The 23,483-nt window shown below is 73.2% G+C and carries 18 protein-coding genes and 1 pseudogene; 8 read left to right on the forward strand and 11 right to left on the reverse strand.

Annotated elements, in window-relative coordinates; genetic code table 11:
• Positions 1-18: 18 nt before the first annotated feature.
• The gene (locus Q0967_RS04670; protein ID WP_298746179.1) at positions 19-1,113 is read right to left on the reverse strand and encodes a tartrate dehydrogenase; all 1,095 of its coding nucleotides are present in this window, start codon (positions 1,111-1,113) and stop codon (positions 19-21) included.
• On the reverse strand, positions 1,110-1,991 hold the full coding sequence (locus Q0967_RS04675) for an NAD(P)-dependent oxidoreductase (protein WP_298746177.1): 882 nt from the start codon (positions 1,989-1,991) through the stop codon (positions 1,110-1,112). The genes Q0967_RS04670 and Q0967_RS04675 overlap by 4 nt, the downstream gene beginning before the upstream one ends.
• A gap of 104 nt (positions 1,992-2,095) precedes the next feature.
• Between Q0967_RS04675 and Q0967_RS04680 the strand changes: the two genes are divergently transcribed.
• The gene (locus tag Q0967_RS04680; protein WP_298746175.1) at positions 2,096-2,827 is read left to right on the forward strand and encodes a flavodoxin family protein; all 732 of its coding nucleotides are present in this window, start codon (positions 2,096-2,098) and stop codon (positions 2,825-2,827) included.
• A 57-nt stretch (positions 2,828-2,884) separates the two neighbouring features.
• Here the strand turns inward: Q0967_RS04680 and Q0967_RS04685 are convergent, their stop codons facing one another.
• Together Q0967_RS04685 and Q0967_RS04690 are read right to left on the reverse strand one after the other, a co-directional pair.
• On the reverse strand, positions 2,885-3,844 hold the full coding sequence (locus Q0967_RS04685; RefSeq protein ID WP_298746173.1) for a diacylglycerol kinase family protein: 960 nt from the start codon (positions 3,842-3,844) through the stop codon (positions 2,885-2,887).
• Positions 3,845-3,887: 43 nt separating this feature from the next.
• Positions 3,888-5,135, reverse strand: coding sequence for an amidohydrolase (locus Q0967_RS04690; protein ID WP_298746171.1), 1,248 nt, complete (start codon positions 5,133-5,135; stop codon positions 3,888-3,890).
• Positions 5,136-5,278: 143 nt separating this feature from the next.
• Between Q0967_RS04690 and Q0967_RS04695 the strand changes: the two genes are divergently transcribed.
• Positions 5,279-7,657 carry a hypothetical protein gene (locus Q0967_RS04695; protein ID WP_298746169.1) on the forward strand — a complete coding sequence of 793 codons (2,379 nt, stop codon included), beginning with the start codon at positions 5,279-5,281 and terminating at the stop codon, positions 7,655-7,657.
• 126 nt (positions 7,658-7,783) lie between these two features.
• Positions 7,784-8,260 (forward strand): PPOX class F420-dependent oxidoreductase, encoded by a 477-nt coding sequence (locus Q0967_RS04700; RefSeq protein WP_298746167.1) that lies wholly within the window; start codon positions 7,784-7,786, stop codon positions 8,258-8,260.
• Between the two features lie 72 nt (positions 8,261-8,332).
• Here the strand turns inward: Q0967_RS04700 and Q0967_RS04705 are convergent, their stop codons facing one another.
• The 3 genes from Q0967_RS04705 to Q0967_RS04715 form a co-directional block, all read right to left on the reverse strand.
• Complete coding sequence (locus tag Q0967_RS04705; RefSeq protein ID WP_298746165.1) at positions 8,333-9,820, reverse strand: cryptochrome/photolyase family protein; 1,488 nt, start codon at positions 9,818-9,820, stop codon at positions 8,333-8,335.
• Between the two features lie 61 nt (positions 9,821-9,881).
• Entirely contained in the window at positions 9,882-10,442 is a 561-nt protein-coding gene (locus Q0967_RS04710; protein WP_298746163.1) for a 2'-5' RNA ligase family protein, read from the reverse strand.
• A gap of 46 nt (positions 10,443-10,488) precedes the next feature.
• The gene (locus tag Q0967_RS04715) at positions 10,489-11,355 is read right to left on the reverse strand and encodes an oxygenase MpaB family protein (protein WP_298746161.1); all 867 of its coding nucleotides are present in this window, start codon (positions 11,353-11,355) and stop codon (positions 10,489-10,491) included.
• A 198-nt stretch (positions 11,356-11,553) separates the two neighbouring features.
• Between Q0967_RS04715 and Q0967_RS04720 the strand changes: the two genes are divergently transcribed.
• Positions 11,554-12,498 carry an aldo/keto reductase gene (locus Q0967_RS04720; protein WP_298746159.1) on the forward strand — a complete coding sequence of 315 codons (945 nt, stop codon included), beginning with the start codon at positions 11,554-11,556 and terminating at the stop codon, positions 12,496-12,498.
• A 28-nt stretch (positions 12,499-12,526) separates the two neighbouring features.
• On the opposite strand, the gene Q0967_RS04725 is transcribed toward Q0967_RS04720, so the two are convergent.
• The gene (locus Q0967_RS04725) at positions 12,527-14,926 is read right to left on the reverse strand and encodes a xanthine dehydrogenase family protein molybdopterin-binding subunit (RefSeq protein WP_298746157.1); all 2,400 of its coding nucleotides are present in this window, start codon (positions 14,924-14,926) and stop codon (positions 12,527-12,529) included.
• Positions 14,927-14,977: 51 nt separating this feature from the next.
• Here Q0967_RS04725 and Q0967_RS04730 point away from each other — a divergent pair, with 51 nt between their 5' ends.
• A complete protein-coding gene (locus tag Q0967_RS04730) occupies positions 14,978-16,153 on the forward strand; it encodes an acyl-CoA dehydrogenase family protein (protein ID WP_298746156.1) in 1,176 nt (391 codons plus the stop codon).
• Here the strand turns inward: Q0967_RS04730 and Q0967_RS04735 are convergent.
• Both Q0967_RS04735 and Q0967_RS04740 read right to left on the reverse strand, forming a co-directional pair.
• Positions 16,150-18,396, reverse strand: coding sequence for an acyltransferase family protein (locus Q0967_RS04735; protein WP_298746154.1), 2,247 nt, complete (start codon positions 18,394-18,396; stop codon positions 16,150-16,152). The genes Q0967_RS04730 and Q0967_RS04735 overlap by 4 nt on opposite strands.
• A gap of 14 nt (positions 18,397-18,410) precedes the next feature.
• Positions 18,411-19,397, reverse strand: a complete 987-nt coding sequence (locus tag Q0967_RS04740) for a LacI family DNA-binding transcriptional regulator (protein WP_299449287.1) — start codon at positions 19,395-19,397, stop codon at positions 18,411-18,413.
• Positions 19,398-19,530: 133 nt separating this feature from the next.
• Here Q0967_RS04740 and Q0967_RS04745 point away from each other — a divergent pair, with 133 nt between their 5' ends.
• The 3 genes and pseudogenes from Q0967_RS04745 (at position 19,531) to mmsB (ending at position 22,512) form a co-directional block, all read left to right on the forward strand.
• Complete coding sequence (locus tag Q0967_RS04745) at positions 19,531-19,695, forward strand: hypothetical protein (RefSeq protein ID WP_298747126.1); 165 nt, start codon at positions 19,531-19,533, stop codon at positions 19,693-19,695.
• Between the two features lie 105 nt (positions 19,696-19,800).
• Positions 19,801-21,343 (forward strand): annotated as a pseudogene (gene mmsA, locus Q0967_RS04750) (multiple monosaccharide ABC transporter ATP-binding protein).
• Complete coding sequence (gene mmsB, locus Q0967_RS04755) at positions 21,340-22,512, forward strand: multiple monosaccharide ABC transporter permease (RefSeq protein WP_298746151.1); 1,173 nt, start codon at positions 21,340-21,342, stop codon at positions 22,510-22,512. Before mmsA ends, mmsB begins: the two are co-directional and overlap by 4 nt.
• A gap of 37 nt (positions 22,513-22,549) precedes the next feature.
• On the opposite strand, the gene Q0967_RS04760 is transcribed toward mmsB, so the two are convergent.
• Complete coding sequence (locus tag Q0967_RS04760) at positions 22,550-23,383, reverse strand: L,D-transpeptidase family protein (protein WP_298746149.1); 834 nt, start codon at positions 23,381-23,383, stop codon at positions 22,550-22,552.
• Between the last annotated feature and the right edge of the window lie 100 nt (positions 23,384-23,483).

Genomic DNA, 23,483 nt, shown 5'->3' on the forward strand with positions numbered 1-23,483 from the left:
GGGCGGCCGGGGGCGTGGTCACCCGGCGGCGTCGAGCCCGCTGATGTGGTCACGGACGGCCTGCGCCACCTCGGTCGTCGAGGCCGTACCGCCCAGGTCGGGGGTCCGCACCCCGGAGGTCAGGCTGGCCTCGATCCCCGCGACGACCTCTGCCGCCGCCTCCGGGTGGCCGAGGTGGTCCAGCATCATCGAGGCCGCCCAGAGCTGACCGAGGGGGTTGGCCACCCCCTGGCCGGCGATGTCCGGGGCGGACCCGTGCACCGGCTCGAACATCGAGGGGTGCACGCCCTCGGGGTTGAGGTTCGCCGACGGCGCGATCCCGATGCTCCCGATGATGGCGGCCCCGAGGTCGGTGAGGATGTCTCCGAAGAGGTTGGAGGCGACCACGACGTCGAATCGCCCCGGGTCCAGGACGAACATCGCCGACAGCGCGTCGATGTGGTAGTCCCGGACCTCCACCTGCGGGAAGTCCGCCGCCGTGTCCCGGACGACCTCGTCCCAGAAGGGCATGGTGTGGATGATGCCGTTGGACTTGGTGGCGGAGGCGAGGCCGCCGCCGCGCCCCGCGGCGAGGGTGAGGGCATACCTCGCCACCCGCTCGATGCCGCGCCGGGTGAAGACCGACTCCTGCACGGCGAGCTCGTGCGGGGTCCCGCGGTACATCCGGCCGCCGACCTCGGAGTACTCCCCCTCGTTGTTCTCCCGCACGACGACGAAGTCGATGGACGTGCCCTCCCGCAGCCGCAGCGGTGACTCGATCCCCGGCAGGAGCCGGACCGGACGGAGGTTGACGTACTGCTCGAAGGCGCGGCGGATGGGGATGAGCAGGCCCCAGAGCGACACGTGGTCCGGAACCCCCGGGTAGCCCACGGCCCCCAGCAGGATCTGGTCGACCTCGGCGAGCCGGTCGAGCCCGTCCTGCGGCATCATCCGACCGGTCCGGGTGTAGTATTCGCAGCTCCAGTCGTGGTGCTGCCAGTCGAAGGTCAGGCCGTGCCGCTCCCCCACGGCCTCGAGGATCCCGAGGGTGGGCTCCATCACCTCCGTCCCGATGCCGTCACCGGGGATCACGGCGACCCGCACCGGGCGGTCGGACGTCGGTGGCGGGGTCATCGGGGTCCTCCGGGGGAGCGTCGGTCCAGCCCGCGGATGAGGGCCGAGTGGTCCAGGGCGGCGTCGCCGTCGTCCAGCGCCTGCGCGACGAGGGCGGCGACCGTGCGGGCGACCGGCAGGTCGAGGCCGGAGCCCGCCGCGAGGCCCTCGGCGATCCGCAGGTCCTTGTCGTGCAGCTGCAGGCGGAAGCCCGGCTCGAAGCGGCGGCTCACGAGGTTGTCGCGCTTCTGGGTCAGCACCGCGGAGCCGGCGAGCCCGCCGGCCAGCACGTCGAGGGCGTCGTCCAGCGCGATGCCCTGGCTCTCGAGGAGCACGACCGCCTCGGAGAGGACCTGGATGTTGCCGGCGACGACGACCTGGTTGGCGGCCTTGACGACCTGGCCCGCGCCGGGCGGTCCGACGTGCACCACCGTGGCCCCGACGGCCTCCAGCGGCGGGCGCGCGGCCCGGACCGCGTCCTCCTCGCCGCCGACCATGACGGACAGCCGGGCCTCCCGGGCGCCCGCCTGACCGCCGGAGACGGGGGCGTCGACCATCGGCATACCCCGGTCCGCCGCCTGCCCGGCGACGCGCCGGGCGACGTCCGGGGCGACCGTGGAGAAGTCCACGACGAGGGTCCCGGCCGCCGCCCGGGCGAGCACGCCGTCCTCGCCGCCCATCACCGCCTCGACGTCGGGCCCGTCCGGCAGCATGAGACACACCGCCTCGGCCCCCTCGAGCGCCGCGGGCAGCGTGTCCACCTCCGTGCCGCCGGCCGCCACGAGCTCCTCGCCCTTGCCCGGGCTGCGGTTGTGACCCCGCACCTCGTGGCCGGCGCGCTGCAGGTGGGCGGCCATGGGTGCACCCATGACCCCGAGTCCGACGAAGGCGATCCTCATGCGGGGATGATGTCATCCCGGCCGGGGGCCCGTGCGGCGAGGCATCACCGGCCGGGCCGTGGCAGGCTGGTCGGACCACGCCACGCCCGACCAGGAGGACCGCCATGGAGGCACCGGACTACCAGGGGCTGCGCGCCCTGCTCGTCAACTGCTCGCTCACCCCGGACGCAGCGGCGTCGCACACCGGCCGGCTGCTCGACGTGGTGGACCACCTCATGGCCGGGGCCGGGGTGCAGGTCGACCGGCTGCACGCCGTGGACCACGACATCGCCCCGGGCGTCCAGCCGGACATGCGCGAGCACGGTTTCGACCACGACGCCTGGCCCGGGCTGTGGCCGCGCGTCGAGGCGGCCGACATCCTCGTCGTCGGCACCCCGCTGTGGCTGGGCGAGGAGTCCTCGGTGTGCCGCAGGATCATCGAGCGCCTCTACGCCATGTCCGGGATGCTCAACGACCGGGGGCAGTCCATCTTCTACGGCAAGGTCGGCGGGGCGGTCATCACCGGCAACGAGGACGGCGTCAAGCACACCTCGATGTCGCTGCTCTTCGCGATGCAGCACCTCGGCCTCGTCATCCCGCCCCAGGCCGACTGCGGCTGGCTCGGCGAGATCGGGCCGGGGCCCTCCTACGGCGACCCGCAGGACGGCGGGCGACCGGTCGGCTTCGACAACGACTTCACCCGCCGCAACGCCACGATCATGAGCTGGAACCTCATGCACACCGCGCACCTGCTGCGACAGGCCGGTGGGCTGCCGACCTACGGCAACGACCGGAACGCGCTCGCCGACGGCGAGCTCTTCGGGTATGCCGAGCCCGCGGCGGTCCCGGAGGGCTGAGGACCGCCCGCCGACGTCGGCCTGCAACCCGTGGTGGGGCGCCGGCGTCCGGAGAGGTCAGCCGGCGTCGCCCGTCGACCCCTCCGGCACGCGCAGGGTCCAGCCCTGCTCCAGCAGGCGCCAGGAGCGGCGCGCGACCCGCTGCTCCTCGACCTCGCCGTCGGTGTTGACCCGGAAGGCGTCGATGTCGCGCTCGGCGGTCACGACGACCTCCCGCCCGGAGGTGAGCGTCACGTCCTCGCGCTGGGTGTGCCTGCCCTTGCGCAGGTCGAGCGCGAAGCGCACCCGGGCCGCGGGAGACACCCCGTGCGCCACGACCACCTCGACCTGCCCGTCGTCGGCGCGGGCGTGCGGGGCCACGGGCGTGCCGCCCCCGACCGAGCTGCCCAGGGCCAGCGTCACCATGAGCTCGGGGCGGCCGTCGTCGGCGATGCTCTCCCCGTCGACGCTCACCCGCAGGTGCCAGCCCTTCGAGGTCAGTCCCGCCCGGAGGGCGCCCCAGCCGTAGGCCGCCTTGCCGAGCACCCCCTTGACGTCACCGGCGTGCGCCGTCGCCTCGGCCGCCACCCCGGCGTGCACGGCGTTGACCACGACCGCCCCGGTGTCGTCGACCATGAGCCCGCGCGCCGTCGGGGCGCCGGCCACCGCCGCACGGGCCGCCTCCTGCGGGTCCAGCGGGATCCCCGCACCGCGGACCAGGTCGTTCCCGGTGCCGAGGGGCACCACCCCCACCGCGCCGATGCGGCCCAGCAGGTCCTGGTCGTGCACCGCCTGCAGGAGGCGGTGGACCGACCCGTCGCCCCCCATGACGACGACGTCGCGGCCGACCGCCGAGGCGACGGCCGCGGCATACTCCTCGTCGTCGGCGGGGGTCACGACCTCCGTGCCGGACGGCGAGCACGACTCGAGCTCTCCGCACACCCGCTCGACGAGCCCCTCCTTGGAGGACCCTGCGGCGGAGTTGGAGAGCACCAGCACGCGGCGGTCCTCGTCGCGGGCGGTGTGGTCCTCGGCCACGGCGTCTCCTCGGTGGGGGAAAGGGCCCACGCTACGCCTCTGGTCAGGCGGCGCCGCCCCGGACCAGGCGGGCGGTGAGCGCCGCGTGCGCCGCGGTCACCCCGACGCCCAGGGTCGGCTCCAGCTGGGGACCGAAGTGGGGTGAGTGGTTGGTGACGGTGATCTCCTCCCCCTCGACCTCCTCGCGGGTCAGGCCGCCGAAGAACCAGTAGACGCCCGGCACGTCGATCGCGTCCGGCAGCGCCCCGAAGTCCTCGCTGCCCATGACCGCGGGGATCTCGTTGACCTGCTCCTCACCGAGCGCCCCGCGCAGCACCCCCATCACCCGCGCCGTCTCCTCCTCGTCGTTGACGAGCAGGGGGAAGGTGTAGATCTCCTCGATCTGCGGCTCCGGCGCGTCCGAGGCCATCGCCTCGGCGAGGATGACCCGGCGCAGCGCACCGAGCAGGTGGTCGCGCACGTCGGCGTCGAGGTTGCGCATGTTGACGGTGAACTCGGCGGTCGCCGGGATGATGTTCTCCTTGAGCCCGGCGTGGATCGTGGCGATGGTGATGACCGCGGCCTTCTGGGCCGGCACCTCGCGGCTCTTGAGGCTCTGGATCCGCACGATCATGTGGGCGGCCAGCACCACCGGGTCGATCGTCGACTCCGGCTGCGACCCGTGGCCGCCGCGACCCTTGACCGTCACCCGCCACGCGTCGGAGAAGGTCATGGCCGGGCCAGGTGTCATGTCGACGGTCCCGGAGACGCCGGGCCAGACGTGCTGGCCGTAGATCACCTCGGGCCGCGGCGCCCGGTCCCACAACCCGTCGTCGAGCATCGCGGCGGCACCCTGCGCCGTCTCCTCCCCCGGCTGGAAGAGGAAGACGACGGTGCCGGCCCAGGACGAGCGGTCCTGGGCGAGCAGGGTGGCCGCACCGATGGCGGCGGTGATGTGCATGTCGTGACCGCAGGCGTGCATGACGGGGACGTCGGTGCCGTCCGGCAGGGTGCCCCGGGCGGTGGAGGCGTACTCCAGACCGGTGTCCTCCTCGACCGGCAGCGCGTCGGTGTCCGCGCGGAACCCGACCACGGGGCCGTCCCCGTTGCGCAGCGTCGCCACGACGCCGGTCCCGCCGCACCGGAAGACGTCGTAGCCGAGGCCGCTCATCCGCTCCTCGACGAGGGCCGCGGTCGCCTCCTCCTGCATCGACAGCTCCGGGTGGGAGTGCAGGTGGCGGTAGAGGTCGTGCAGCGACGCGCGCAGGTCGGCGTGCTCGGGCTCGTCCAGGATCGTGGTCGTCGGCGACATACGGCGAGGGTATGCCGCGCACGCCCGCGAGCGTCCTCCGGGACCTCGTCGTGGCGGTGCTTGCGGCCCAGGGCGTTGTGCATCACCCCTTGCGGTGTTCGAACATATGTTCTATGATGAGGAGAGAAGGGGGGCGGGACATCGTGGATCACCCATACGTCGACTCACCGATCGAGTGCGGGCTCGCCGAGCTCGGCGACCGATCGTCGTGGGGTCTCGAGCCGCCCGTCATGAGGTTCGACCTGCACGAGGCCCGGCTGGCCCTGCGCATCATCACCACCCCTGAGGCCGGCTCCGAGGATGCCTGCGCCATCACCGCGCAGGACGGCGTCGACGGTGATCCGATCGAGGATGGCCCGGGGGCCGAGCCTGCACCCACGGACCCCTCCGAGGCGACAGACCCTGTCGAACCCTCAGACCCCTCAGACCCCTCCGACCCCTCTGAGGCGACGATCGCAGACCCAGTCGCCCGGGTCCGGGAGCTGGCGCGGCAGAGGTCGGCGCTGGAGGCCCAGCTGCTCGGAGCAGCCCGCGACCTCTCGGCGGAGGTCGGACGGGCCCTGCTGTCCGACAAGGGCTTCGCCGATGTCGAGGAGCTGACGTCGGCGCAGCGCCGCAGGTGGCGGGCCGAGACCAAACGGCTGGCCTGCGCGGAGCTTCAGGTCGCCCTCGGGCTGGGCGTCAAGGAGGCACGCCAGATGATCGGCGTGGCCTGTGCCCCTGCCCCCGTGCGGACCGTGGTCGGTGAGGCCCTGGCGACCGGCCTCGCCTCGTGGGGTCACGTGCGTGCGTTCTGGGACCGGTGCGGGTCCCTCGAGGCGGACGAGGCGGTCCTGGTCTGCGAGTCCCTGTTCGGGTCCGACGCCGACACCGTGGTGACCGAGCGGCTGGGCCCGGACGGCACGGTGCTCGACCGGCCGTGGCACCAGGCGGAGTTCTGGGCTGCGCTGGAGCGGGAGGCGGTCCGGGTGGAGGGGCAGGACGTCGTCGCGGAGCGCGAGCGCCGGCGGCGGGCACGTGCCGATCGGCACGTCTGGATGAGGGTGGACGACGACTCCACGGCCACCCTGGCCATCACCGGTCCCCTGACGAGCCTCTGTGCGATCTCCCGACGCCTGGACCTCTGCGCCAAGGCGCTGCGCAAGGGCGGCGACGGACGCACCCTCGCGCAGCTGCGCTCTGACGTCGCCCAGACCCTGCTGCTCCATGGACACCTCGATCTCCCCGACCCGCAGGATGCTCTCGTCTCACCGACCCATGGCGAGACCGTCGCGCAGATCGTCACCGCACAGCCCTCCATCTGCCTCGAGGTGGTCGTGCCCTGGGACGCGCTCTCCGGCCACCCGGCGTGTGCGCGCTGCCCGGCTGGTGACGACCCGCCCGGTACCCAGCCGACCCTCGGCCACCCCGCCGGGGCCGGCGTCGACCGTCCGGCTGGGGACGCGGAGGCACCCGAACAGGCACCCCCTGATCGACCGGCGGCCCGTCTGGCACCTCCCGATCCAGCAGCGGCGGGTCGGGCGATGTCACCCCCGGCCGCGGCTCCGGCACGCCCACCCTCCCTCGTCGGCGAGGTCCTCGGCCGGCACCCCGCCTTCATCACCGCGGGCCACGCGCGGGAGCTCGCGCTCGCACCGGGCACGACCCTGACCCGGCTGCTGGTCGATCCCGCCGACGGGCGCCTGATCGAGCGCAGCATCACCTCCTACCGGCCCGACGCCGCCATGCGCCGGCAGGTCGTCGCGGCAGACGTCTACTCCCGGGCACCCGGCAGCCGCAGCCCCGCGCTCGCCTGCGAGCTCGACCACGAACAGCCCTGGGGGTCCGGCGGAGGTGCCACCAGCGAGAGCAACCTCGTGCTGAAGGACGTCCGCAGCCACCAGCTCAAGACCGAGGGATGGTGGTCCAGCGCGCTGGGTCCACGGCGCGACGTCCGGTGGGAGACCCTTCTCGGCCAGGTCGAGCAGACGCGCGGCCACGACTACCGCCAGTACCTCCCCTCCCGTCAGGCCCCCAGCCATCCAGATGGTCCGGATCTGCCAGGTCCACGAGAACAGCCCGGTCTCGATCTCCCCGGTGACGACGACCTGGACCTCGCCTGCAGGGCCCTGTATGCCGCACTCGCCCATCGCGGCGTCGCCGCTCTGCTCGCCGACGCGGACGACGCCGAGGGAGCCACCGACCACGACCCTCGGCTCAGCGGGTGGATCACCCTGGCCCACCGGGGTCAGGACGGCCGACGGCGCAGCGGGCCACCCGAGGACTGCGCCACCGTGGCGAGCCTGCTCAGGATGACCAGCCGCACAGGGCCGGACGACGACGCCCCCGCTGACGCGCTGGACGGCTCGCAGGACCAGGAACCGCAGAGCCCGCCTCCTGCCGCGGACGGCCCGCGGATCGGCCGGCAGGACGGTCCGCGGGGCCAGGGACCGCGCGACCAGTCCCACCCGATGCCGGACGAGGGGTCGGAGGACCCACCAGCGTCGTGGGAGACATCCCGTGACGACCCGCCCCCCTTCTGACACCCGGCGCCCCTGACACCCGGCGCCCCTGACACCCGGCGCCCCTGACACCCGCCCCCCTTCTGACACCCGGCGCCGGCGACGCACGCGGCGCGGCCCAGGGACGCGGGTGGCACAGTGGGTCCCATGCCTCGCTCCATCGCCACGACCACCGACGTCGACCGTGAACGACTCCTCGAGTTCGCCCGGGACCGTCACCACCTCGTCCTCATCACGCAGCGCCAGGACGGGCGCCCCCAGGCCTCCCCCGTCACCGGTGGGGTGGACGACGAGGGCCGGCTGGTCATCTCGACCTACCCGGAACGGGCCAAGACCACGAACGCCCGGCGCCACCCCGAGGTCAGCGTCCTCGTGCTGTCCGACGACTTCGACGGCGCGTGGGTCCAGGTCGACGGCACCTGCGAGGTCCTCGACGGCGAGGCCGCCATCGAGCCGCTCGTCGACTACTTCCGGTGCATCTCCGGCGAGCACCCGGACTGGGACGAGTACCGCCAGGCCATGCGTGACCAGGGCAAGTCGCTCATCAGGGTCACCCCCACGCGGTGGTCACCCATCGCGACCGGTGGCTTCCCTGCCCGGCTCGCCGCACCGGACGAGGACTGAGCTGCTTCTCGCCCGCGGCCGTCACCCCACGTTCGGGCTCATCGGCGCCGCCCCTCTCCCGGCCGAGCAGGGCTAGCGCCCGAGCCACGGCGCGGCGGAGTCGCGGTGCTCCTGCCTCTTCTCCTGCGCCATGCCGTCCCACGTGCGGACCGCGAAGTTCGCCCTGCTGTTCGCCTCGAACACCTCGCGGTGGTCCTCCACGAAGGTCCAGTACAAGCCGTCCCACGCCTGCCGCCAGTCCCCCGGGGGGAGGTCCGACATCTTCCTCAGGTAGTTGCTGCCGGACACGTAGGGCTTGGTCGTGATGGCATCGCCCGCCGCGAACTGGCTCATGGCATACACGTTGGGCACCATGACCCAGTCGTAGGCGTCGACGAAGAGCGACATGAACCACCGGTACACCTCGTCGGGGTGCACGCGCAGCAGGCACAGGGCGTTGCCCAGCACCATGAGCCGCTCGATGTGGTGCGCGTAGCCCCGCTCCAGGACCCGACGGATGACGAGGTCGACCGGCTCCAGACCGGTGTCCCCGGTCCACCACGACTCCGGCATGGGGCGCCCGTGCTCGAGGACGTTGCTGGTGCGCATCCGACGTCCCCAGATCCGGTAGGTCGCGCGCATGTACTCCCGCCACCCGATGAGCTGACGGACGAAGCCCTCCAGGCTCGGCAGGTCGACGTCGTGCTCGTCGGCAGCCACCAGGGCACGTTCCAGCACCTGGTCGGGGTTGATGAGACCGCAGTTCAGGGCTGGGGTGAGGGCGGCGTGGAAGATCACCGGGTGCTCGGCGCTGATGGCGTCCTCGTAGGGACCGAACTGCGTGAAGCGCTCGTCGAGGAAGCGGCGCAGGGCGGCGTCGGCCTCGCCCGGCGAGGTCGCCCAGCAGAAGGTCGAGGGATCACCGGGGGCGTCCGGGAAGTGCTCGGCGACCCAGTCGACCGCCTCGTCGACCCGGGTATGCCGTCGCGACGGTCCCAGCGACGGATCCGGCACGTGATGCCCCCGGGGCAGCTTCTTGCGGTTCTCGGTGTCGAAGGACCACCGGCCGCCGACCGGCTGCTCGCCGTCCATGAGGACGTCGAGCCGGCGTCGCTGCCAGGCGTAGAAGTGCTGCATGCGGGCCCCGCCCGAGGCGAAGTGGTCCGCGACCTGCTCGCGGGTGGTGAGGAACGCCGGCGTGTCGAGGACGTCCTCGCGGCGCAGCTCGTATCCCCCTTCCCTCAGCTGGTCGCGGCAGTGCCGACCCAGCCAGTCGTCGGCGACGTCCAGCACGCTCACCCGCTCCGGCCGCAACCGTCCGACGAGCTCGACCACACCGGCGCCGCTGCTGCGGTCCGGCGACGACTCGACGACCTCGACATCGAAGGACTCCTCGCGCGCTCGGTCGACGAACCTGCGCACCGCGGCGCGGTGCAGGACCAGCTTGTGGGCGTGGAACGGGAACTGCCGGTAGAGCAGGTCGTCCTCGACCACGACGAGCACCGTGCCGTCGGCCACGTCCAGCTGCTCGGTGTGCAGCTGGTGCGGGTAGACCAGCCGCACGTCCGGTCCGCGGGTCATCCGGCGACCCCCGCGACGGCGGAGACGGCCGTGGCGTCCGGCCCGCGGATCGCACCGCGGCTCACGCCGCGGCTCCCGCCACGGCGGAGACGGTCTCGGCGTCCGGGTCCCACCACCGCAGGGCCTCCGGGGACAACGAGACCGGGGACGTCGAACCGGTGCCGACCACGCCGCTGCCCTGCCCGGAAGCCTGCGCCGAGAGCGCGCCGAGCGCGGCCCCGGCCACCTGCGTCGTGAGCCGGGTCGCCAGGCTGACGTGCGGCACCCAGGGACGCTCGTCGGCACCGGCCCAGCGCAGGACCAGCTCCGCCTGGGCCCTCCGCGCGGCGAGGGGCGGGGCCACGAGGTCGGCCAAGATCAGTCGACGACCGCCCAGCAGCACCAGCCCGGTGACGTCCGCGCGCAGCGGGAGCAGCGGGGACCACAGCTCACCCGCCAGGGCCAGCAGCTCCTCGCCCGGGGGCTGGGGAGAGGAGGCGACCGTGAGGTGCGGACGGTGGGTGCGGCCGCGGTGCCGACCCAGCGAGGGGATGCCCGCGTCCTCCAGCACCGCCCAGCGCTCGCGCACCACGGCGTCGTGCGTCGGGCTCAGCACGAGCTCCAGCGCGTGCGCCCGGCTCACGCGGCGCCCCACGTCCTGGAGGCCGACCCTGTCGCCCGCGCCCGGATCACGCGGCGTCCTGTCGCGCCCGACCCACCCCGGCCATGGCCCAGCGCACGGTCGAGGTGCTGGCCCGACCCAGGGGCGACAGCACGGCACGGGACAGGACCGGCGAGGCCGGCAGTCCCAGCTCGGAGCGCGCCCACGACGGCAGCAGGGCGACGCCTCCCGCCGCGATGGCCCAGTAGCCGGGTCGCGAGGCGATCGGCAGCGGCGGCTCGGCGAGGAGGAAGCGGGCGGCCTCGCGCGCCGCCTCGGTCGCCTCCAGCTCGGGCCGGTATGCCTCGAGGGCCGCCCGCAGCTCGCGCACCGTCGTCGGCGGCTCCGGGACCCCGAGGTGCCGGGCGGAGACCCCGGCCTGGGCGACGTAGCGGTCCGCCTCGTCGTCGGTCAGCGGTGACCCGGAGAAGGCCTGGAAGCCGTCGAGGAAGGAGACCGCCTCGGCGACGTGCACCCACGTGAGCAGGTGCGGGTCGGAGGCACGGTAGGGCCGCCCGAAGGCGTCCTTCCCGCGCACCCGCTCGTGGATCGCGCGGACGTGGCCGATCGTCGTCAGGGCGTGCTCGACCGTGCCGAAGGTGGTGGCCGCGAGGTAGGTGCTGGTCCGCTGCAGCCGGCCCCAGGGATCCCCCTTGTAGCCCGAGTGGCCGGCGACCCCCGCCATGGCCATGGGGTGCAGCATCTGCAGGAGCAGCGCCGCGACACCGCCGGGGAACATCGAGGCGTCGGCGTGCACCCGCCATACCGGGTCGTGCGGGGTGAACCAGCGCTCCCCCGGCGTGTCCCAGATCACCGCGGCCCGTTGCTGCGCGTCGTCACCGGCCACCCGGGAGCGCAGCGCCGATCCAAGGGCGCTCTGGAGCCGACCGATCATCCGGGACCTCGCATTCGCCGACCGTGGACAGAGTCTGGACAAAGACGTAACAGCAGCACTATTGCACGGCCGCTGCCCACCGTCCACGCGGCCCGTCTCCACCGACCACGCGCGGCGGGCCCACCGGAAGAACCCACCCCGCGACCGTCCGTCGCCCCACCCGGTGGTCCCCGTCGCCGACTTGTAGTGTCGGGCACCATGCTGACCTCCACCTTCCCCGGCACCGACCGCACCTTCCTGCCGATCAACCTCGGCGGCAACCCCTTCGGCTGGACCTCCTCCGCCGAGGCCAGCGAGGCGGTCCTCGACGCCTTCCTCGCCGCGGGCGGGTCCTTCGTCGACACCGCCGACGCCTACTCCTCCTGGGCCGAGGGGCACGAGGGGGGCGAGTCCGAGCGCATCCTGGGCAGCTGGATGGCCGAGCGCGGCAACCGGGACGAGGTGCTGGTGGCGACCAAGGTCGGCAAGAAGCCGGGCCGGGAGGGTCTGGCGCACGACTCGGTCATGGCCGCCCTCGACGAGTCCCTCGAACGCCTGCAGACCGATCGGGTCGACCTCTACTACGCGCACGCCGACGACGAGACGGTGGCGATCCAGGACCAGGTGGCGACCTTCGACGAGGCCGTGCGCGGCGGCAAGGTGGGGGCCGTCGGCCTGTCGAACTACTCCCCCGACCGGCTGCGGGAGTTCATGGAGACCGCCGCGGCGCAGGGCGCGGTGCTCCCGACCGCGATCCAGCCGCGCTACAGCCTGGTCTCCCGCTCGGGATACGAGAACGACCTCGCGCCGCTCGTCGACGAGTTCGACCTCGCGGTGTTCTGCTACCCGGCGCTGGCCTCGGGCTTCCTCACCGGCAAGTACCGCACCGAGGAGGACTTCGCCGGCAACGCCCGCGGGGGCGCCGCCCGACGGTATGCCGAGGCCGGCGGTCTCGCGGTCGTGGACGCCCTGGTGGCGGTCGCCGACCGGCACGGGGTCGCCCCGGCGTCGGTGGCGCTGGCCTGGCTCCTGGACCGGGGTGTCACCGCCCCCATCGCCTCCGCCTCGCGTCCCGAGCAGCTGGAGCCGCTGCTGGCGGCCACCCGGCTCGAGCTGGACGAGCAGGACCGCGCCGAGCTGGACGAGGCGTCCGCAGGCTTCTGAGCCGCGACGCGCTCCTCGGGGCGAGGAGTCAGACCTCGACGTCGTCCACCGCGTCGAGGTCGGGCAGGTCGTCGAAGAGGGCCGGCGGCTCCCGCCAGGGGTGGTGCTCACCCCGCGCCGCCTCCTGGAGGGCCCGGTGGACCCGCTCCGGGGTGCACGGCAGGTCGACGTGCCGCACCCCCAGGTGCGCGAGCGCGTCGACGACGGCGTTCTGCACCGCGGGGGTCGACCCCACCGTGGCGGCCTCGCCGATCCCCTTGGCCCCCAGCGGGTTCCGGTCGGTGGGGGTCTCGGTGAGGCTCGCCTCGAGCTGCACGAGGTCGGCGGCCGTCGGCAGCGTGTAGTCGGCGAAGGTGCCCGTAACCGGGTTGCCGAGCTCGTCGTAGCGGAACTCCTCGAACAACGCCTGCGCGATGCCCTGCACGCACCCACCGTGCTGCTGGCCCCGCACGAGGAGCGGGTTGACGACGGTGCCACAGTCGTCCACCGCGACGTGCCGCAGCAGGCGCACGGCGCCGGTCTCCACGTCCACCTCGACCACGCTGACGTGGGTGCCGAACGGGAAGGTGGCCCCGTCCTGCGAGAAGTCGTGGTCGACGCCGAGACCCTCACCGCGCTCGTGCGCGCGCTCCGCGACGGCGTCCCAGGTGAGGGCGGCCCCGGGGACCCCCCGCACCCCGAAGCTGCCGTCGACGAGCTCGACGTCGACCTCGGCGACCTCCAGGAGCTCGGCGGCCAGGCGGGTCGCCTGCTCGCGCAGCTTCACGGCGGCCTCCAGCACGGCGCTCCCGCCGAGCTGGAGGGAGCGCGCCCCGCCGGTCCCTCCACCGGAGCGGACCAGGGAGGTGTCGGACTGCACGTAGCTCACGCGCTCCAGCGGCAGCCCGAGCTGGTCGCCCACGAGCATGGAGAAGGCCGTCGCGTGCCCCTGCCCGTGCGCGGAGGTCCCGGCCACGACGGTGATCGAGCCGTCCCGGTCCACCCGGATCCCGGCATACTCCGAACCACCGAACCCGGTGATCTCGACGTAGCTCGCGATGCCGATCCCCAGCTGCCAGGGGCCGCCCGTCTCCCGCCGACGGCGCTGCTCACGCCGCAGCTCCTCGACGCCCGCCACCTCGAGGGCTCTCTCGAGGGCCCTCGCGTAGTCGCCGGTGTCGTAGCGGGCGCCGAACTTGGTCGTGTGCGGGAAGTCGGCGGCCGCGACGAAGTTGCGGCGGCGGAACTCCTCCGGGGCGAGACCGCTCTCGCGCGCCGCGTGGTCCATCGCCCGCTCCACCATGGCCGCCGCCTCCGGCCGGCCGGCGCCGCGGAAGGCCCCGGTCGGGGCGGTGTTGGTCATGACCGACACGGCGTCGTAACGCAGCCGGGGGATGACGTAGGACCCCTCGGACATCGTCCGGGTCGAGCCGCTGGCGAAGGACCCGCCGAACCCGGCGTAGGCGCCGCAGTCCCCCACGAGCCGCGCGCGCATCCCGGTGATCCGACCGTCCTCGTCGAGCCCCACCTCGACGTACTGCACCTGGCCGCGGCTGGTCATCGACAGCATCGTCTCGCTGCGCGTCTCCAGCCAGCGCACCGGTCGCCCGAGCCGACAGCTGGCGCGCACCACGGCCGCGTGCTCCGGGATGATGCCGGCCTTGCCGCCGAAGGCGCCGCCGACGTGCGGCGCCCGCACCCGCACCGCGTCCTTGGGCAGCCCGGTCCAGCGGACCAGCAGGCGCTGCGCCAGGTGCGGGTGCTGCGTGCCCAGGGCGACGTCCAGGCCGGTGACCTCCGGCGTCCCGCCGCCGCCCACGCCACCGGCGAGGGTGGGGCGGACCAGGATGCCGTGCCCCTCGATCGGGCTGGTCGCCATCCGGTTGTTCTCCATCCGCAGCCGCACGACCCGGTGCGCCCCGGCGAGGACGTCCTGCTCGCCGTCGGGGTCCTTCACCGCGAGCACGAGGTTGGTCCCGAGCTCGGGGAACTGCCGGGGCGCGTCCTCGGCCAGCGCGTCCTCGAGGTCGACCACCGCGTCCAGCTCCTCGTAGTCCACGTCGACCAGGTCTGCCGCGTCGACCGCCGCCACCCGGCTGCCCGCCACGACGAGGGCCACCGGGTCCCCCACGAATCGCACCCGGCCGCTGGCGAGGGCGGTCCGGGCCACCTGGTCGTGGATCTGGGCGAAGGGCGGCACCGGGTCGGTGCCGAGGTCCTCGGCGGTGTAGACCGCCACCACCCCGGGCGCCGCCGCGGCGTCGGACGTGTCGATCCCGGCGAGACGCGCGTGCGCCACCGGGCTGCGCACGCACACGGCGTGCAGGACCTCCGGGTCGTCCAGGTCGAGGTCGCCGACGAAGGTGCCGCGCCCGCGCAGCAGGTCGGGGTCCTCCACCCGGCGCACCTCGGTGCCGAGGATGGACGTCCCGCGCTGAAGATCCGTCATCCCCCCATCCTGCCTCCTCGTCGGGGGGTCGGCGAGCGGCATGATGGGGGTATGCCCGACCCCCAGCCGGACCTGCTCGACCTCGACTCGTTGCTGGACGACGACGAACGCGCCGTGCGCGACTCGGTCGCCGCGGTGTGCGCCGAGCAGGTGGTCCCGCACATCGCCGGGTGGTACGAGGCCGGCCACCTCGAGCACGGGCAGGTGCGCGAGCTGGCGCGGGAGTTCGGCCGGCTGGGGCTGCTAGGGATGCACCTGCAGGGCTACGGCTGCGCGGGGATGAGCGCGGTCGACTACGGCCTGGCCTGCACCGAGCTGGAGGCCGTCGACTCCGGGGTCCGCTCCCTGGTGTCCGTGCAGGGGTCCCTGGCCATGCACGCCGTCCACGCCTACGGCACCGAGGAGCAGCGGCAGGGCTGGCTGCCCGGGATGGCCTCCGGGGAGACCATCGGCTGCTTCGGGCTCACCGAGCCCGACCACGGCTCGGACCCCGGCTCGATGACCACCCGGGCGCGCCGGGACGGCACCGACTGGGTCCTCGACGGGGTGAAGACCTGGATCACGAACGCCCCCGTCGCCGACGTCGCGGTGGTGTGGGCCCGCACCGAGGACGGCATCCGCGGCTTCGTCGTGCCCACCTCCACCCCGGGGGTCTCCACCCCGACCATCGAGCGCAAGATGTCGCTGCGGGCCTCGGTGACCGGCGAGGTCGTGCTCGAGGACGTCCGGCTGCCGCAGGACGCGGTGCTGCCGGGCGTCCGCGGGCTCAAGGGGCCGCTGTCCTGCCTGTCGGAGGCGCGGTACGGCATCGTCTGGGGGTCGATGGGCGCCGCCCGCTCGGCGCTCTCGACGGCGCTGGGGTATGCCGCCACCCGGGAGCAGTTCGACCGCCCCATCAGCGCCTTCCAGCTCACCCAGGCCAAGCTGGCCCGCATGCACCAGTCCTGGGCCACCGGCACGCTGCTGGCGCTGCACCTGGGCCGGCTCAAGGACCGTCACGGCCTGCGGCCCGAGCAGGTCAGCGTCGGCAAGCTCAACAACGTCGGCGCGGCGCTGGAGATCTGCCGCACGGCCCGCACCATCCTCGGGGCCAACGGCATCTCCGGCGACTACCCGGTCATGCGCCACATGGCCAACCTCGAGTCGGTCCTCACCTACGAGGGCACCGAGGAGATGCACACCCTCGTCGTCGGACAGGCCCTCACCGGGCAGCAGGCCTACCGCTAGCCCGGGCCGGCGTCGACCCCGAGCCGCTCGAAGGCCGCCTCCAGCCGGTCGCCCAGCACGTCGGCGAGCGAGCGGGCATATGTGTCGGTGATGTGGCTGCCCTGGCGGTACACCAGCACCCCTCCCACCACCGGGGGGCACCGGTCCTGGCCGGGGCAGACCCAGTCGTTCATCGTGACGAAGGTCGACCCGGGGACCTGCTCCACGGCCAGCAGCAACGGACCGGTGCCGCTGCCGTCGTTGCTGGCGAAGCTGCAGCGGTCGAGGTCGTCGCGGTGGTCGGCCACGCAGGCGTAGACCTGCAGGTCACCGGGCTGCGGGGTGTCCGCCACCGCGACGACCGGGACACCGGCGGCACCGATCTCGCGCCAGTGCTGCGCCATCCCCTCGGCGAGGGCAGACCCGGACGGCTCGCCGTCGGCGTCGAGGCCCTGCGACTTGACCGACGAGGTCAGGACGACGTCCGGGGGCTCGGCCACCAGCCGGCGCGTCACCTCGGCCCCCCAGGAGCGGCAGGCCTGCGCCTGCGCCTCGTCCTCGAACTCGACCGGGGTGGCGCTCCACGGGCAGGCCGACCGGTAGTAGACGTCGACCCGCCACCCCCGCTGCTCCCCCAGCCGGTCCAGCGCGCCCGTCCACTGGGCGATCTTGGAGTCCCCGACGACCGCGACGTGCAGGTCGCCCTCGGGATCGCCGTAGGCGCAGCGCAGCACCTCGTCGCCGGTGGCGTCGCAGTCCTGCCGGTAGAGCGCCGGCAGGTCCCGCGTGGCCTCGAGCGGGTCCGGGGTGATGGAGGCGGGATCGAGGTCGAGGCCGTCGAGGTCCGGCGGGGGTGCTCCCTCGGTGCCGGACGCGACCTCCCGGCTCCCCGACCCGTCGGCGTCCGCGTCCGCGCCATCCGCACCGGCACCGTCCTCGGGGTCCGGCCCTGCCGCCCCCAGCCCCCCGAGCCGCTCGCCCTCCCGACGGCCGTCCCCGGCGAGCTCCTGCGGTCCGGCGGCGCGCTCACCCGACAGGGCCGCCGCACCGTCGGCGTCGGCGGTGGCCTCGTTGACGCGGACCTGGCGGTCGACCTCGCGCACCAGCTGCCAGCCCGAGGCGGTCGCCAGCACCGTGCACAGCGCGCCCACCGCCAACCCGGCCGCCGGGCGCGCCCATCGGCCGCGGGCGTGGCGCACCGGCCGCTCCACCAGCAGGTAGCCCGCGGTGGCCGGCAGCGCGCTGAGCAGCACCACCCCCAGGCCCAGCCAGACCGGCAGCGCGCCCCATCGCGCCTCCGCCACGACGAGCAGCGGCCAGTGCCAGAGGTAGAGGGAGTAGGACAAGGCCCCCGTCCACTGCAGCGGCGCCACGCGGTGCACGCGCACCGGCCCGGACGTCTCCGAGGCCCGGACCCCGCCCACGAGCGCCGCCGCGGTCCCGAGGGTCGGGACCAGCGCCGCCCACCCGGGCCAGGGCGTCTGCGGTCCGGTGAGCACCGCCCCGGCCAGGACCACGGCCGGACCGCCCCACGCCAACGCCGTGGCGAGGGGGACGGGGACGCGGGACCACCAGGCGCTCCCCAGCGCCACCAGCGCGCCGACCCCGAGCTGCCACAGCCGGGTCGAGGTGACGAAGTAGGCCTCCGGAGGACTGGCGGTGGTGAGGTGCACGGCCCAGCCGAAGGACGGCAGGACCACCACCACGGCCAGGAGCACGGCGGTGAGCGGGACCGGTCGGACACCGCGCCGGCGCGCGAGCCAGGCGGCGAGGAGCAGCAGCAGCGGCCACAGGACGTAGAACTGCTCCTCGACGGCGAGCGACCAGTACTGCTGCACCGGGGAGTCGACCGAGTCCTCGGCCAGGTAGTCCACCGAACGGTCCGCCAGCCGCCAGTTCACCACGTAGAGCCCGGAGGTGACGATGTCCCAGCCCGTCTCGCGCCAGCGCACCTGCGGCAGCAGGGTGAGGGTGAGCAGGGCCGTCACCACCAGGACGAGGGCCGAGGCCGGGAGCAGCCGCCGCGCGCGGCGGGACCAGAACCTCCCGAGGTCCACCGTCCCGGTGCGCAGGACCTCGGAGACGAGCAGCCCGGTGATGACGTAGCCGGAGATGACGAAGAAGACGTCGACCCCGGCGAAACCGCCGGGGAGCCAGGGCACCCCGGCGTGGTAGAGCAGCACGAGGAGGACGGCGAGCGCCCGCAGCCCCTGGATGTCGGCCCGGTAGCCCGGCGGGACCGTACGACCACCGAGCCTGCTCACCCGGGGAAGTCTAGTCAGCGCCTCCGGTGCCAGGACACGCTCGACCGGGAGACGAGGCGGGGCGGGATGAGCAGCTCCGCCGCACCGTCTCCTCCCTCCAGCAGCGACACCAGACGCTCCACCGCGGCGGCGCCGACGGCGTCGAACTGCTGCTCGACCGTGCTCAGCGCCGGTTGCAGCCACCCGCTCTCGGGCGTGTTGTCGTAGCCGATGACACTCACCCGGGCGGGCACCTCGACACCCGAGCGGTGCAGCGCCGCCATGAGCCCGAGCGCCATCGAGTCGTTCGCGGCGAACACCGCGCCGACCTCCTCCCAGCGAGGATGCTCGAGCAGCTCCAGACCGGCCCGGTAGCCGGCCTCGGGGCTCCAGTCGCCGACCCAGACCGGCCCTGGCTGCACCCCGGCCGCGACCAGCCGGTCCGCCCACCCGGCGGTGCGCTGACGGGCCTCCCCCCAGTCCGTCGGACCGCTGACGTGGGCGACGGTGCGGTGCCCGCAGTCGAGCAGGTGCTCGGCCACGAGGCGGCCGCCGGCCTCGTTGTCGCTCGCGACGAACGGCACGTCGTCGCCGAGCCGGCCCTCGACGGCCACGACGGGCAGCTGGGCGCGCAGCCCGTCCACCATCCGCGCCTGCCCGTCGGTGGGCGCGATGACGGCCACCCCCTCCACGTCCCGGCCCAGCACCTCCTCGAGGACGGCGTCGACCTGGCCGGCGTCCAGCCCGTGCGCCGACACGATCTGGGCCGCGTAACCGCTCCGTCGGGCTGCCGCCTCGATGCTCAGCAGCATGGACATCGGCCCGAAGAGCGGCCCCATGAAGCTCACCACCCCCAGCGAGCGGGTGCGGCGCACCGCGAGGTTGCGGGCGGTGCCGCTGGGCCGGTAGCCCAGCCGCGTCATGGCGCTGCGCACCCGCTCCACGGTCTCCGGACGCACCTGCGGGCTGCCGTTGACGACCCGCGACACCGTCTGGTGGGACACGCCGGCGGCGGCCGCCACGTCATACATGGTCGTGCGTCGACCTCGCCCGTCCATCACCTCTCCGTCCGCTCGGCGACCATCCTGCACCGTTCGTCGCAACCGCGACGAGGGGGCTTGGACAAATCAGATGTTAGCGGTAACCTCCTCGCTTGTGAGCGGTAACAAAACCTACGTCGTCGGCGTCGACTTCGGCACCCTGTCCGTCCCCTCGTTCCTGCTGGAGTCCGACATCGTCTACCAGGACAACATCACCGAGCTGCTCATCGACTCCGAGTACTGGACCCAGGAGGAGGTCGACTCCGGCGTCGCCGAGTGACCCCCCTGCCCGACCGCTCCTGACCCGTCGCGACGACGGCGGGTCAGGGGCGGACCACCTCCCGCCACCCGTCCCCGTGCGGATGGCCCCTCCGTGAGGAGCTCCATGAGCGACACCATCCTGGAGATGCGTGGGATCACCAAGACGTTCCCCGGCGTGAAGGCGCTGGAGGACGTGACCCTGAGGTCCGGCGCGGCGAGATCCACGCCATCTGCGGCGAGAACGGCGCCGGCAAGTCGACCCTGATGAAGGTGCTGTCCGGGGTCTACCCGCACGGCACCTACGAGGGCGACATCCTCCTGGACGGTGACCCCGTCCGCTTCTCCTCGATCAACGACAGCGAGGAGAAGGGCGTCGTCATCATCCACCAGGAGCTGGCCCTCGTGCCGCACCTGTCGATCGCCGAGAACATGTACCTGGGCAACGAGCGGCGCGGCCGCGGCGGCCTCATCGACTGGCACCGGACCAACCGGGACGCCACCGAGCTCATGCACCGGGTCGGCCTGCACGAGCTGCCGGTGACCAAGATCGGGCACGTCGGCGTCGGCAAGCAGCAGCTGGTGGAGATCGCCAAGGCGCTGTCCAAGGACGTGCGACTGCTCATCCTCGACGAGCCCACGGCGGCCCTCAACGACAACGACTCCGAGCACCTGCTCGGGCTCCTGCGCCAGCTCCGGGACCAGGGGGTGACCTGCATCATGATCTCGCACAAGCTGGGCGAGATCGCCGACATCGCCGACCGGACGACGATCATCCGGGACGGTCGCACGATCGAGACCCTCGACATGAGCGAGCCGGGAGCCACCCAGGACCGGATCATCCGCGGGATGGTCGGCCGCGACATGGAGCACCGCTACCCCGAGCGGGAGCCGCACGTGGGCGAGGAGATGCTCCGGGTGGAGAGCTGGCGGGTCCACCACCCCACCCAGGCCGACCGGGTGGTCATCGAGGACGCGAGCTTCTCGGTCCGGGCCGGGGAGGTCGTCGGGATCGCCGGCCTCATGGGCGCCGGACGCACCGAACTGATGATGAGCATCTTCGGGCGCAGCTACGGCCGCGGGATCTCCGGCCGGGTCCTCAAGCAGGGCCAGGAGGTGGACGTCTCGACCGTCTCGCGCGCCATCGGTCACGGCATCGCCTACGCGACGGAGGACCGCAAGGCCTACGGGCTCAACCTCATCGACGACGTGCGGCACAACACCTCCGCCGCCGGACTGGACAAGCTGTCCCGGCTCGGCTGGGTGAACGGCCTGGAGGAGCTCAAGGTCGCTCAGGACTACCGGCGCGACCTCAACACCCGCACGCCCAGCGTGCTCAACAGCGTGGGCAAGCTGTCCGGCGGCAACCAGCAGAAGGTCGTGCTCGCCAAGTGGCTGTTCACCGATCCCGACGTGCTCATCCTCGACGAGCCCACGCGCGGCATCGACGTCGGGGCGAAGTACGAGATCTCCACGATCTCAACCGGATGGTCGCGGCCGGCAAGGCGGTCGTCGTCATCTCCTCCGAGCTGCCCGAGCTGCTCGGCATCAGCGACCGCATCTACACCCTGGCCTTCGGCCGGATCACCGGTGAGCTGCCCGTCGCCGAGGCGACCCAGGAACGCCTCATGTCACTCATGACCATGGACAAGGAAGGTGCCGCCCGATGACCGGGACGCTCAACCTCAGGGAACTGCTCACCAGCAACATCCGCCAGAGCGGCATCCTCCTGGCGCTGGTCGTGATCGTCGCGTTCTTCTCGGTCCTCCAGCCCACCTTCCTCACCCCGGGCAACCTGACCAACATCGTCCTGCAGTACTCCTACATCCTCATCCTGGCGATCGGGATGATCATCGTCATCATCGGCGGGCACATCGACCTGTCCGTCGGCTCGCTCGTGGCCCTGACCGGGGCGACCGCGGCCGTGGTCTCGATCCGCCAGGGGATGCCCTGGTGGGTCGGGGTCCTCGCGGCCCTGGCGGTGGGCGTCCTGGCCGGGTGCTGGCAGGGGTTCTGGGTGGCCTACATCGGGATCCCCGCCTTCATCGTCACCCTCGCCGGGATGCTCATCTTCCGCGGGCTGACCTTCCAGGTCCTCGACAACGTCTCGCGCTCCCCCTTCGGCGGCACCTACTACCAGATCGCCAACGGCTTCCAGAACGGCATCCTCGGCGGCTACGTCGTGGACGTCTTCACCCTGGTGATCTTCGCGATCGCGGTGCTGGGGTATGCCGTCAACGCCTGGCGCCAGCGCCGCGCCGCGGTCTCCTACGAGCAGGAGGTCGGCGCGCTGCCGCTGTTCGTGCTGAAGATCGTCGCGGTCGGGGCGGTCGTCATGTGGTTCGGCTACCAGCTGGCCCAGAGCCGCGGTCTGCCCAACGTGCTCATCCTGCTGGCGGTGCTCATCCTCGTCTACGGCATGGTCACGCAGAAGACCGTCTTCGGCCGCAACGTCTACGCCATCGGCGGCAACCTCACCGCCGCCCGGCTCTCCGGCGTCAAGGTCAAGAAGGTCAACTTCCTCATCTTCGTCAACATGGGGCTGCTCTCGGGCATCGCCGGCGTGGTGTTCTCCTCGCGGATGAACGGCGCCCAGCCCGGAGCGGGCAACATGTTCGAGCTGGACGCGATCGCCGCCTGCTTCATCGGTGGGGCCGCGGTGACCGGCGGTGTCGGCCGGGTCACCGGGGCCATGATCGGCGGCCTCATCATGGCGGTGATGTCCAACGGCATGCAGCTCATGGGCGCCGAGCAGTCGACCCAGCAGCTCGTCAAGGGCCTGGTGCTGCTGCTCGCGGTCGCCTTCGACGTCTACAACAAGCGGCGCGCCGGGAACTGAGCCGGACCCTCGCGGCCGGGTGGCACCGGGTCGTCCGTCAGAGCACGACGACCCGGTCGCCCGGGCCCAGCAGTCCCTGCGACCAGAACATCTCCATGGCGTCCACCGAGATCCGGGCGCAGCCGTGCGAGGCCGGGACCGGCGGGATGGACTGCGAGCCGTGCACCGCGTAGTTGCCGTGGTAGTACATCGGGCGGTACATCTTGCCCAGCTCGCCGTCCTGCCAGCCCTCGCTGTGGGTGAGCCACACGGTGAAGTCGCCGGTCGGGGTCTGCGCGTCGTACTCGCGGTCCTCGAACTCGTAGGGCTCACCGTTACCGGTCGAGGTGTTGAGGGTCATGAGCGTGCTGCCGCCACGGACGACGAGCAGGAGCTGCGAGGCCAGGTGGACCTCGACGTGGTCGCCGCCGTAGGCCGGCGCCGGTCGGTAGCCGGTGGCCAGCGCCGCGCGGGTGCTGGGGCCCACGACCCCGTCGCGCCACAGGCCGTGCGCCTTCTGCAGCGCCCACACGGCCTGCTGGGTGAGGTGGCCGAAGCCGCCGTCCGGCGCGCCGCACCAGTAGCCGGCCGCGCCCAGCTGCTCCTGCAGCACCCAGACGGCCTCGCCGCCGCTGCCTCGCTCCAGGACGGGCGGGGGCGGCGGCTCGACGGGCTCGGGCTCCGGTTCCGGCTCGGGTTCCGGCTCGGGCTCGGGCTCGGGCTCGGGCTCGGGCTCGGGCTCGGGAGGGAGGGCGAAGACGTCGCCGGAGTCCTCCAGGCCACCGACCACGGCCCCCGCCATCAGCCCCGCGCCACCCTGCACCAGAGCCCGCCGGGGCAGCGGTGCGGTCCGGAGCCGCCCGGCCCACGACGCATACCTCTGCCTGCGCATGTGTGTCCCCTTCGTCTGCTTCCTGGCCAGTAGACGCGGCGGTGCACCCGGGAGGTTGCCCGCCGCTCCCGATGTTGCCGAATCGTGATGTGGACGCTCT

Source organism: uncultured Serinicoccus sp., assembly GCF_947500995.1.
In the GTDB taxonomy this organism is placed as follows: domain Bacteria; phylum Actinomycetota; class Actinomycetes; order Actinomycetales; family Dermatophilaceae; genus Ornithinicoccus.